Raw genomic sequence first — 12,287 nt, forward strand, 5'->3', positions numbered from 1 at the left:
ATACCTACAACCTACAATCTTGCGAATCAAACTTCGAATACCTACTTTGTGGCAACTAATTTATTAATTCTCATGCTAAGAAAAATATCATTAACCATTCTGGTCATCGCTGTCACGCTGCAGCTTCAGGCTCAGACTCAAAAACCATCAAAAACAAAGCTTGTTGAGAAGGTTGAAAAAAAGGGGAGCGAACTAGCCATACCGTATGAGAAGTATCTTCTCCCAAACGGATTAACCGTAATTGTCCATGAGGATCACTCTGATCCGATTGTGCATGTTGACGTAACCTACCATGTGGGATCCGCCCGTGAAGAAGTCGGAAAATCAGGTTTTGCGCACTTTTTCGAACATATGATGTTTCAGGGCTCTGACAACGTAGGAGACGAACAACACTTTAAAATAGTTTCACAGGCCGGCGGAAATATGAACGGTAGTACCAACCGTGACCGTACTAATTACTATCAAACCCTTCCAAGTAATCAGCTTGAAACAGCGCTGTGGCTTGAAGCCGACAGAATGGGCTTCCTGCTGGATGCAGTTACACAGAAAAAATTTGAGGTTCAACGCTCTACCGTTAAAAATGAGCGTGGCCAGAACTATGATAACCGTCCATATGGATTAGTCTATGAAAAAGCTTCAGCCGCATTATACCCCTACGGGCATCCCTATTCATGGACCACTATAGGTTACCTGGAAGATTTAAACAGAGGCAACGTACAGGATTTGAAGAACTTCTTTTTACGCTGGTATGGACCGAATAACGCAACCTTAACTGTCGGCGGCGATGTAACCCCTGCACAGGTGGTTAAATTAGCTGAGAAATACTTCGGTTCTATTAAACGCGGTCCTGAAGTACAGAACATGAAAGTGCCGGCACCTGTATTAACTCAGGACCGCTACATTTCCTATGAAGACAACGTCCGTTTTCCGATGCTTCAAATGACGTTCCCTTCTGTGCCACGCTTCCACCAGGATGAAGTTCCTTTAGACCTGCTGGCGGAGATCCTGGGCCAGGGTAAAAACTCTATCTTATATAAAAATCTTGTTAAAACTCAGAAAGCGGTTCAGGCAAGCGCCTCAAACCCAGCTGCTGAATTAGCAGGTGAATTTGCAATTACTGTTTTACCTTTTCCTACGCAGACTCTTGTGGATATGGAAAAATTAGTCAGAGAAGCGCTGGTTGAATTTGAGAAGACCGGAATTTCCGAAGATGCGCTCACCCGCTTCAAAGTGTCGTACGAAACCAACGAGATCAATAACTTATCCAGTGTGTCGGGTAAAACTTCTGCTCTTGCCAGCTATCAGACTTTCAGAGGTAACCCTAATCAGTTACCGGCTGACCTGAAACGTCATAAAGCTGTGACTAAAGAGGACGTGATGCGCGTTTACAATCAATATATCAAAGGTAAACATGCTGTTATTTTGAGTGTAGTTCCTAAAGGAAAACCTGAATTGATAGCCCATGCGGATAACTTTAAAGTGGATCCTTCCGGATATGTAGCCCCGAAGGATCAATATAGTGGTTTAAAGTATGTTAAAGCCATTGATAATTTTGATCGCAGCAAGCAGCCGGGCGCAGGAGCAAATCCAGTAGTTGAAGTACCGCCATTCTGGACCGCTAAAGCCGGCAACGGAATACAGGTTATTGGAGCCAAAAGCGATGAAGTGCCAACAGTTACTCTACTTTTATCTGTAAAAGGCGGCCATAAACTAGAAGCCAAAGATCCCGGGAAAGCGGGCATCGCTGCTCTTACCGCATCTATGTTAAACGAGGCTTCCCAAAAATACACTTCGGAAGAAATCAGCAGCGAGCTTGACAAACTAGGTTCCTCGATCAGCTTTTATAGCGGCGCCGACAGGATGAATGTTTCTGTACAGTCGTTAACTAAGAATCTGGATGCAACTTTAGCCCTTCTCGAAGAACGAATGCTTCATCCACGCTTCGATCAGGCTGACTTTGACCGTTTAAAGAAACAAACGTTGGAAAACATAGCTAACCAAAGCACTCAAGCTTCGGTTGTGGCTTCAAATGTTTATAACAAATTGTTGTACGGCAACGGTCACATTATGGCAATACCAGTTATTGGAACGGCCACAAGTGTGGGTTCACTAACACTGGACGATGTGAAAACGTTCTATCAGAACAATTTCTCCCCTTCTGTTTCAGATCTGGTAATAGTTGGAGATATCAGCCAAAAAGAAGTGATGCCCAAATTAGCGTTCCTTAGTAAATGGCAGGCTAAGCCAGTAGAGATACCAGCTAATGCTAAAACAGCCAAAATCGACAAGACCAAAATTTACCTGGTAAATAAGGACAAGGCAGCGCAATCTGAGATCCGTATCGGATATTTGGCTTTGCCATATGATGCAACCGGCGAATACTACCGTTCGAATATCATGAATTACATCCTGGGAGGGGCCTTTAACAGCCGTATAAATCTGAACTTACGGGAAGATAAAGGTTATACCTATGGCGCGGGTTCGTACTTCTCTGGTTCTGAGTCAGCAGGTCCGTACACAGCGTACGCAGGTGTTCGCTCAGATGCATCTGACAGCTCGGTGGTAGAGTTTATGAAGGAGATTAAGCGTTACAGCGAGCAAGGCATCACTGATGAGGAGCTTTCATTCGTTAAAAGTGCTATTGGACAGAGCGATGCACTAAAATATGAAACAGGCTTTCAAAAAGCTTCTTTCCTGAATAATATCATCCGTTATAAATTGGATGCAGACTTTGTGAAAAAGCAAAATGAGATCCTGAAAAATATTACAAAAGAAGAGATCAACGCATTGGCAAAGAAACATCTGCCTGTAGACCAGATGAACATTGTTCTGGTGGGAGACAAAGCTGCCATCAAACCGGGCTTAGAAAAGCTAGGTTATGAAATCATTGAACTTGATGCAGACGGCAAAGTTCTATAAGCTTTAAAACTCAAAAAATCCCGCTCATCTGATGAAGCGGGATTTTTTTGTCTCACGTTTTTAAAACGTCTTGGTCGCCGATTACCGTTTCAAAGATCTTCTTAACCTGAAGATCTGAAAATCCATAAACGCCCGCCCGTTGCGAGAACTTCTGAAAAATGGTATTAAAATCCGAAGGCCCCTCTTTGATCAGCTGTTCAACGGTCTTCTCAGGTCTGCCCTGTCCACCATCTGCAGGAAATCTCGCTATATGTGCCTTGCAAACCTTTCTCAGGTACGGGAAATAAGGTGAACCGCTTTCTGAAAGCTCCTCCAATTTCGTGAAATCTGCATTCTTATATGCGGTCCAAAGTGCATTCGCGAGGGCAATGCCAATCTCGTCCATATGCAAACGCTTATTATAACAGCCTTTCAGATCTGCAGATGTCGCATTTCCGAAATCGTCCCAGATATCCTGGCCCTCCAGGTAAGACGGATAAACCAAATATATCGAATGCCTTTTTCCCGGATCATTTAAGAGAGAGATAACATACCACAAATTGACCTGGCAAAACAAGTCGTAACCGAACCACAGATTGAACTCCGAACCATCCGGAGCCTGCACCAGTTTATCAAACTCCGCGACTACCTTGTCGTAATAATTGCCTCCAGTTTCCCCATACCGGCCATTGATGTAGCTTGCCCTGGTTTCAAAGAAGTCTGCAGGACTTTCCCCGGCTAAGCCGCCTTCAACAAGGCACTCCCTGGCCACTACCCATTCACCTGCTAAGCCAGTAGAAATAAATCGTTCGACCAAAGCATCTCCATTCAAAACATGGTATATCATACCCGAAATTAAACAATTGTACAAATAGTCAAATGATCAGGAATTGAAAGCTTACAACAGGTTATAAAAAAACAGCCCCGGGGGTTATCCGGGGCTGTAATAATAAGCACATGTCAGGATTGTTAAATCATGATTAATAATCCTGTCTCATTTTTGCTTCCACACTTAACGTTGCATGCGGAACAGCCATGAGACGCTCCTTTGGAATAAGTTTTCCTGTTTCGCGGCACAATCCATAAGTTCTATTTTCAATTCTCACCAGCGCGCTTTCAAGACTATCAATGAATTTTCTTTGTCGGGCCGCGAGTTGATTAATAGATTCTTTCTCTAAAGTTGCAGAACCATCTTCAAGTGTTTTATAGGCGCTTGCCGTATCATCCGTACCGTTCAGATTAGACTGGTTTAAAGATTGAGTTAAGATTTTAAGTTCTTCTCTTGCTATTCGCATTTTCTCGAGGATCAATTCTTTAAATTCATTCAGCTCAAGATCCGAGTACCGGTTTTTAGTGCCGTTTACCTCAGATATACTTCCGTTGTGTTCCATGTTTTTGATATAAGTAACATTCGCTTGTTAAAACAACGAAAAAATGTTGATCAAAATTTAATTTTTAAAAAAACGCGTATTTAACAGTTTAATTACGTAAAACTACTTACTGCCATTCAAGTATATTTCACACATAGGGTTTTTCAGAACATTTGCCCGATTAAATTTAATATCCCTGATATTCCGTCTCCTTTTATGCTTATCGTCTCTCCTGCTTTTTGAAACGCTTAAAATTGTAAATTACGCCCTGATAGCATAACCTTTCACAATACTCATATGAAAATTCTTATCGTAGAAGATGAAAGAGTAATGGCTGATAACATTGCCGGCCACTTGCAACAGGAAAAGTATATTATTGAAATTGCAAGTGATTACCCAACGGCTTTAGAAAAGATCATTTCCCATGAATATGATTGCATTTTATTGGATCTCACTTTAAAAGGAAGGGAATCAGGATTTGAATTGCTTGAAAAACTTAAAGAGCTGAATAAGACTGACGGCGTGATTATTATATCAGCTAAAAATTCTATTGACGACAAAGTAAAAGGTCTTAATCTCGGAGCAGATGATTATTTACCAAAGCCATTCCATTTAGCTGAGTTACTTGCACGGGTGAAGTCAGTACATCGCAGAAGAAAGCTGGAGGGTAGCAATAGTATTACAGCTGGTAACGTCATTATCGACCTTGAGCAAAGGTTAATACTTGTACATGAAATCCAAATCGCAGTTAACCGCAAAGAGTTTGACATCTTCAACTATCTGGCTATCAACAAAAATAGGCTTGTTTATAAAAATGCTCTTGCAGAGCATGTATGGGGCGACCAGATAGATACAGCTGATAACTTCGATTTTATATACTCACAGATAAAGAACCTTCGAAAAAAAATGAAAGATGCCGGTGCAGACCTCCGGATACAAGCCATATATGGTATAGGTTATAAACTTATGGCCACATGAAGCTTCTCAACTATACTTCTTCCTACTTTTCGATTATTCTACTGATCATTATTCCCGTCTGGGCAGGGCTGTTCTATTTTGCCATGCTGGATGAGATCTATGATAGTATGGATGACGGTTTGGGTAATCAAAAGTTACTGGTTATAAACCGGGTCTCTCAGTATCCCGCCCTGCTAAATAAAAAAAGTTTTCAGGAAGGAAATTACGCCATCCAATCAATCTCGTATCACCAGGCTAAAGATCATAAAGACGTTTACTCTGATACTCTGATGTACATGCAGAATGAGAATGATTTTGAGCCCGTACGCATGCTGAAAACAGTTTTTACGCATCAAAATCAGTATTATTCAATGCGTTTGATCACATCTATGGTTGAAGAAGATGACCTTATTTATGAGCTCTTCTCTGCCTTGGTATGGCTATACCTGGGTCTGGTGTTCACGATTATTCTTCTTAACAATTTGCTTCTGCGAAGAATCTGGCGTCCGTTTAACCGGCTCATTGGCCAGCTTGGCAGCTTCAAACTGGAGAAGGTGAAACCACTGGACCTTACCGAAACTAAAATTGACGAGTTTAATACATTAAATACAGCGGTAGATAACATGCTGAGAACGAGTATTGAGACCTTCAAAAGTCAAAAGCAATTTATTGAAAATGCATCACATGAATTGCAGACGCCGCTGGCAGTAACTTTCAATAAACTGGAAAGACTCGCTGAAACTGGAAATCTAAACAGTCAACAAGCCGAATTGCTCTCCACGGCACTCGACAGCCTGACCCGGCTGAAGCGCCTTAATCAGTCACTATTGCTTCTTTCTAAAATAGATAACAATCAATACACGGAAGCCCATCCTGTCAATATTAATCTTCTTGCTCAGCGTATTATTGAAGACTGTGGAGATGTAGCTCAATTCAAACACGTAAAAATCATTTTCAGAGCAAAGGACAACTGCATCTGGGACATGCACCCTGACCTGGCCGGCGTCTTATTATCCAACCTGATTATGAATGCCATCAACTATAATATACCGGGGGGAAACGTTTCGATAATCATCGATCAAAAATGTTTATCGGTTAAAAACACAGGTATAGACGGGTCTTTGGACGAACAACGAATCTTTGATCGGTTCTACAAAAATCAGGAATTAGAAAACTCAACCGGGCTTGGTTTAGCTATAGTTAAGTCAATAGCTGAGCACTTTAAAATATCTGTTAATTACAGATACAATTCTGAGCACATATTTGACTTAAGCCAATAATTCCCAATTGTTTCCTGTTTTGGTATAGATATTTGACCCTCATTCAAATACTATCCAATTATGAAAAAGACATTTTTGTTATTAACTGCTATGAGTTTCGCCATGATCTCATGCGGAAAGAATATCTCTGCTGCCGATGTCCCGTCGCTAGTACTTAACGCTTTCAAATCCAGCTTTACAAGTGCGGTTGATATTGAATGGGAAAAGAAAAAAGATCATTATGAAGCAGATTTTGAAGTTGGAACGGCAGGTCACGAAGTGCAGATCAACTCTGCAGGTAAAATTCTCATTCATAAGCAAAAGATATCAACCCTGGATTTACCAAAGGTGATAACTGATCAGATAACCGCCAAGTTCAAAGATTTCAAACTGGATGAAGCTGACAAGCTTGAAAAAGACGGTAATGTTTACTACCAGGTGGAACTCGACAAACGGTTCACCGAAAAGAGAATTGTATTTACAGAAACCGGTGAAGAAACAAAAGCAATTTCCTACTGGGATTAAATTTTCAACCAAATCCACAGTCTATACAAACGAATAATTAACTCAAGGCTATGCGCACTCCAATTATCATCATTTCAATTATTGCAATTCTGCTTTCCACAGCTTTTGTGGTCAGATTTGTTCTTGACAAAAAGCCTTTAGAAGCAAACAATGAAAGCCCACCGAATGAGCAAAACAATTCCGGTATAACTATCGTAAATCAATGGGATGTTCCTGAAATACTGAAAGAGATATCGGGGCATGAGTATATAGATGGCCAGCGGTTTGCCTGCGTTCAGGATGAACTTGGAAAAATCTTCATTTATAACACTTCAACTGAGAAGATTGAGAAAGAAATTCTCTTTGCCTCTGCTGGAGACTATGAAGGTCTTGCACTGAACGGGACAACCGCCTATGTGCTCAGGGCAGATGGACAGATTTTTGAAGTTAGCAATTATAATAGTGGCAAACCGGTTGTAAAGCAATATAAAACCCACCTGACAGAAAAACAAGATACTGAAGGGATGGCTTTCGATAAAGCAAATAATCGCTTGCTAATATCCGTAAAAGGTAAAGAACCGGAAAGTGATGATTACAAAGGCATCTATGCTTTTAACCTTACTACTAAGAAGATGAGAAGGGAGCCTGTGCTCAAAATTGACCTCTTAAACAAACTGTTTGCCTCGTCCGAAGCTGGAAAAAGCAAAAAAGGCAAGAAAAAGAAGTCTGGCAGTCTTAATCCATCTGAAATCGCCATTCATCCTACCTCCGGAGAGATTTATATAACGGACGGAAGTGACCCCAGATTGTTGATAATGGACAAAACAGGATCAATCACTTCATTAATTAAGCTTGAAGATTCAGCGTTTTCGCAACCCGAAGGCATTTCATTCAGTCCGACCGGGACACTCTATATCTCAAATGAAGGCACAAAAAAAGCAGGAAATATCTTGCAGGTTGATTTAAAATAGTCATCCAGATTTTTCAATTATATCCCTCTCCCCCTGTCAACTTTTCTGCAGGCAGTAACATTTAAGAAGAGGCTGCACTATAACCCTAAATTGTGCAGCCTCTTCACAATGTTTTGACGTGATCCAGATCACCATACATCTTGCCCTACATTTAGATAAAGCTCTTTCAAGACGTCCTGGCACCTAATACGATGTAAGCTTCCAGTGATTGAATTGTAACCCTTTTTAAACTAGCTCTCTCTAATAGATAACAATTAATTTCACCATGAACAATTCAAGTAATCAATTAGTCGAAGCTCAGCCAGCAATACCGGTACAGAAAAGGTATATAGTCAGGGTTTTAGAAACTGAAATGCTGACACATAATGTCAAGCACTTTGTCGTCGAGAAACCCCCGGGCTATACCTTCATCTCGGGCCAGGCAACTGAGATTTCAATCAATAAGCCCGGTCAGGAAGAAGAATTAAGGCCATTCACTTTTACCTCAGTCAACGCATCAGAGCATCTCGAGTTTGTTATTAAAATCTATACCGGACATGACGGCGTAACCGAAAAGCTTGGCAGAATCAACGCAGGAGATGAACTGATCCTGCATGAAGTATTTGGCACCATCCGCTATAAAGGATCAGGACTGTTTTTAGCAGGAGGTGCAGGCATTACTCCATTTTTATCCATTTTACGCCAGCTTAAATCAGAGCAGAGACTGGAGGGCAATACGCTGTTGTTTGCAAATCGTACCGCAGATGATATTATTCTGGGGGATGAATTGAAAGATCTATTAAGCGATAATTATCTTGACGTTATCGAAATATCCGACGATCCAAAGCTTCCGGGAAGATTTATTGATCGTGCGTTACTTATTCTATTCGTCAAGCAAACAGATCAGCATTACTATGTATGCGGGCCTGATAAATTCGTCAGCATCATGGTTGACACACTGCTAGATCTGGGTGTAAATAGATCCCTAATTGTTATAGAAGAATAACCACCTAAAACCATTTTATGAGCCAGAAAGACAATACGTTATCTGTTGCAGCTACAAATACCTCATTACTACAATGGGAAGAACTCCTGGATGAAGAGCATATCGGAACTTGCTTTGACACTCCCTTAAGAGCCGATGCTTTTGAAATGCCGGATAACGAAAAACTCAAAGTTATTGCCAGTCATTTCAGTTCTATTATGCATACCCTTGGCTTAGACCTTACAGATAACAGTCTCAAAGGAACGCCGCGTCGGGTAGCCAAAATGTTTGTGAAGGAGATTTTTGCGGGATTAAATCCTGCCAACAAACCGGAAGTATCTCTTTTTGACAATAAATACCAGTATAACCAAATGCTGATTGAAAAGAATATCACTCTTTATTCAAACTGTGAGCATCATTTTGTTCCCATCATCGGTAAGGCACATATTGCTTATATCTCCTCCGGCAAAGTAATTGGATTATCTAAACTGAACCGCATTGTACGATATTACTCCCAGCGGCCACAAGTTCAGGAACGCCTGACCATACAGATTGCGAACGAATTGAAAACTGTACTGCAAACGGATGATGTGGCAGTTGTCATCGATGCTGTACACTTATGTGTTGCCTCGAGAGGTATTAAAGATGTGAACAGCAGTACGATAACGGCAGAGTATAACGGCGCTTTTTTAGAGCCCGACAGAAAAGCTGAATTTCTGCGTTATATCGTTTAACCCGTGAAAGGATTTTGTATCATCGCATAACCCGCAACCAATTGTTCTAAGTTGGAAATTATTGATAAAACTATATGGACCCTGGGGCACTCTACCCGCAGTATTGAAGAGTTCCATGCCATCCTTAAATCCTTTCAAATAGAAGTGCTTGCCGATGTTCGTCACTACCCGGGTTCCCGGAAGTTTCCTCAATATAATCAAGAGTCACTTCGGGAATCCTTGCTTCAGCAGGGGATAGCTTATGTTTCTATCGTTGAACTGGGAGGTCGTCGTAAGCCGCTGCCTGATTCAACAAACATGATCTGGAGAAGCGAAGCCTTCAGAGGTTATGCAGATTATATGGAAACGGAAGCATTCCAGCAGGGAATTTTTAAATTAACAGAATTAGCTATTCATAAACGTACTGCTTACATGTGTTCCGAAGCCGTTTGGTGGAGATGTCACCGTGCACTGATTTCGGATCATTTAAAAGAGCATGGCTGGAAAGTGCTTCACATTATGAAGATGGACAAAGCCGTAGAACATCCCTTCACCTCCGCCTATTTAAGCACTCATTGATCACAGGTTCCTGAAAAATTCTGAACAGATATATTACTCCCCCCACGGTTTTAAGCTTCAACTTATTCAATGCTAAATTTTCATAAAGGATATTCTTATCCTTTATGACTTTTTTATTACATTGCGACCCCTTACCCTATAGACATCCGTTCATGAAAAAAACTTCGATTTCTAGCAAAGGAGTAATTATATCTTCACAATCACTCCGGGCCTTACTTACAATAGTTCTAATAGCTTGTTCCTGCAATGCCTTCTCACAAGATGCACAGGCCAAACCGGAGTTAATGAGCCAGCCGGGAATTCTAATAACCATAGTGCTAATACTTATCCCACTACTTGCAGTTTTAGCGTTATTTATTGTGAAAATCAACAAGTTTGCACATCGGGTTGACTCGACAAAAGACCTTGAAGAAGCAGAACGCTTTGCCGCCTATCTTAAAACTCTAAATGCTGATCAAATAACGGAGCTCCAGAAACAGCGGGAAACTCTAAATTATACGGTGCCTGCAAACGAACTTTCCGGACAATTAACTACCGTTGACAGCAGAGGCATACTCAGTAATATAAATCAAAAAGCTAACATCCGGTTTATTGCAGAAAAAAAGCGTAGCCTGAACCGCCCCCAAATAGATCCCCCATTATCAAAACTGATTATCTGGTTTCTCATTACAGCTACCTTTTGGCTTGTGTTTGGTACTTCTGTTGGCGAATACCTGGGAATTAAATTTGTCGCTCCTGATGTAGACCCATACAGCTGGCTAAGCTTCGGTCGGCTTAGGCCAGTACATACGAATGCAGTTTTTTGGGGATGGAGTTCGCTGGCTATGTTAGGCCTGGGCTATTATGTAGTACCCCGTGTGGGCAATGCGCCCATTGCCAGCCTCAAAATGGGTTGGTGGACTTTGATTTTAATTAATGCATCTGTCACTCTTGGTACCCTTTCTTTAATGGCCGGAATTAACAACGGTGGAGGCGAATACCGGGAATATATCTGGCCCATTCAACTTCTGTTTGGAATAGGCCTCATCATTACACTAGTCAATTTTCTCCGAACAGTTGCCCGTCGCAAGACCCGTGAAATTTACGTTTCGAACTGGTACATCGTGGCAGCAGTGATTTTTGCTATAACCATTTCCATAGTTGCCTACGTTCCTGTCTGGCAAAATGGATTAGGCGAGACAATTATCCAGGGTTACTATATGCATCAGGGCGTAGGCATGTGGTTTATGCTGTTTACACTGGGTTTAGTTTATTATTTTCTACCCCAACAATTAAACAGGCCCATTTTTTCTTATAGCCTGGGTATTCTTGCCTTTTGGTCTCAAATTTTTTTCTATACCGTAATAGGTACTCATCACTTCGTTTTCAGCGCTATTCCATGGTCTCTGCAAACGGTGGCAATTGTTGGCAGTGCCGGTATGGTGATACCTGTAGTTGCCGGAACAACCAACTTTCTCATGACCTTTAAAGGTGGCTGGCATAAAATCTCAGGCAGCTATACTCTTCCTTTCTTCCTGGTAGGTACCATTTTTTATTTCACCGGATCCCTTCAAGGGACCGCTGAAGCATTTAGATACACCAACCTGCTGTGGCACTTCACTGACTTCACGGTTGCACACTCGCACCTGACCATGTACGGCATCATTGCTTTCTTTCTTTGGGGAAGTATCTATGCGATTGTACCAAGGCTCACGCGACAAGAGCCGCCGCAACTGGCGGTAGGCCTGCACTTCTGGATGGCATTTACCGGCTTAATGTTCTATACAATCCCGCTCATGTATGGCGGCACCCTAAGAGGCCTGCAGTGGATGGAAGGCAAACCATTTATCGACAGCGTGGTCATGATGTTTCCCTACTGGTTATGGAGAGCTATTGGAGGCACTCTGATGTGGCTATCCCACCTGATATTTGCTTATAATATGTATAAGATGATCGTCTATCACAAAACTATTAACATAAACGCTGAAGCGATAGATAAGATGGGCGCAGACGGCTATGAGTTAATCGATTTTGAAGACAAAAAAATCTGATTTAATCAGCTTTATAAATGGTGAACAATTATCGGCAATATT

At 41.5% G+C, this 12,287-nt stretch carries 11 protein-coding genes; 9 read left to right on the top strand and 2 right to left on the bottom strand.

From position 1 onward, the window contains the following. Positions 1 to 72 precede the first annotated feature (72 nt). Complete coding sequence (locus tag AC1MCB_RS09980; protein WP_479968604.1) at positions 73 to 2,919, top strand: M16 family metallopeptidase; 2,847 nt, start codon at positions 73 to 75, stop codon at positions 2,917 to 2,919. 52 nt (positions 2,920 to 2,971) lie between these two features. Here AC1MCB_RS09980 and AC1MCB_RS09985 read toward each other — a convergent pair whose 3' ends face one another. Together AC1MCB_RS09985 and AC1MCB_RS09990 are read right to left on the bottom strand one after the other, a co-directional pair. Then, on the bottom strand, positions 2,972 to 3,745 hold the full coding sequence (locus tag AC1MCB_RS09985) for a DUF1835 domain-containing protein (protein ID WP_479968605.1): 774 nt from the start codon (positions 3,743 to 3,745) through the stop codon (positions 2,972 to 2,974). 133 nt (positions 3,746 to 3,878) lie between these two features. Then, positions 3,879 to 4,289 carry a TraR/DksA family transcriptional regulator gene (locus AC1MCB_RS09990; RefSeq protein WP_479968606.1) on the bottom strand — a complete coding sequence of 137 codons (411 nt, stop codon included), beginning with the start codon at positions 4,287 to 4,289 and terminating at the stop codon, positions 3,879 to 3,881. A 276-nt stretch (positions 4,290 to 4,565) separates the two neighbouring features. Here AC1MCB_RS09990 and AC1MCB_RS09995 point away from each other — a divergent pair, with 276 nt between their 5' ends. The 8 genes from AC1MCB_RS09995 (at position 4,566) to AC1MCB_RS10030 (ending at position 12,245) form a co-directional block, all read left to right on the top strand. Next, positions 4,566 to 5,246, top strand: coding sequence for a response regulator transcription factor (locus AC1MCB_RS09995; protein WP_479968607.1), 681 nt, complete (start codon positions 4,566 to 4,568; stop codon positions 5,244 to 5,246). Further along, on the top strand, positions 5,243 to 6,505 hold the full coding sequence (locus AC1MCB_RS10000; protein ID WP_479968608.1) for a sensor histidine kinase: 1,263 nt from the start codon (positions 5,243 to 5,245) through the stop codon (positions 6,503 to 6,505). Before AC1MCB_RS09995 ends, AC1MCB_RS10000 begins: the two co-directional genes overlap by 4 nt. A 60-nt stretch (positions 6,506 to 6,565) precedes the next feature. Then, on the top strand, positions 6,566 to 7,009 hold the full coding sequence (locus AC1MCB_RS10005) for a PepSY-like domain-containing protein (protein ID WP_479968609.1): 444 nt from the start codon (positions 6,566 to 6,568) through the stop codon (positions 7,007 to 7,009). Positions 7,010 to 7,059: 50 nt separating this feature from the next. After that, positions 7,060 to 7,959, top strand: coding sequence for an SdiA-regulated domain-containing protein (locus tag AC1MCB_RS10010; protein ID WP_479968610.1), 900 nt, complete (start codon positions 7,060 to 7,062; stop codon positions 7,957 to 7,959). 265 nt (positions 7,960 to 8,224) lie between these two features. Then, positions 8,225 to 8,944 (top strand): FAD-binding oxidoreductase, encoded by a 720-nt coding sequence (locus AC1MCB_RS10015; RefSeq protein ID WP_479968611.1) that lies wholly within the window; start codon positions 8,225 to 8,227, stop codon positions 8,942 to 8,944. 17 nt (positions 8,945 to 8,961) lie between these two features. After that, positions 8,962 to 9,657 carry a GTP cyclohydrolase I FolE gene (folE, locus tag AC1MCB_RS10020; protein WP_479968612.1) on the top strand — a complete coding sequence of 232 codons (696 nt, stop codon included), beginning with the start codon at positions 8,962 to 8,964 and terminating at the stop codon, positions 9,655 to 9,657. 51 nt (positions 9,658 to 9,708) lie between these two features. Next, positions 9,709 to 10,215, top strand: a complete 507-nt coding sequence (locus AC1MCB_RS10025) for a DUF488 domain-containing protein (protein WP_479968613.1) — start codon at positions 9,709 to 9,711, stop codon at positions 10,213 to 10,215. 152 nt (positions 10,216 to 10,367) lie between these two features. Then, positions 10,368 to 12,245 carry a cbb3-type cytochrome c oxidase subunit I gene (locus AC1MCB_RS10030; RefSeq protein ID WP_479968614.1) on the top strand — a complete coding sequence of 626 codons (1,878 nt, stop codon included), beginning with the start codon at positions 10,368 to 10,370 and terminating at the stop codon, positions 12,243 to 12,245. Positions 12,246 to 12,287 lie beyond the last annotated feature (42 nt).

Source organism: Daejeonella sp. AP26 (genome assembly GCF_056680515.1).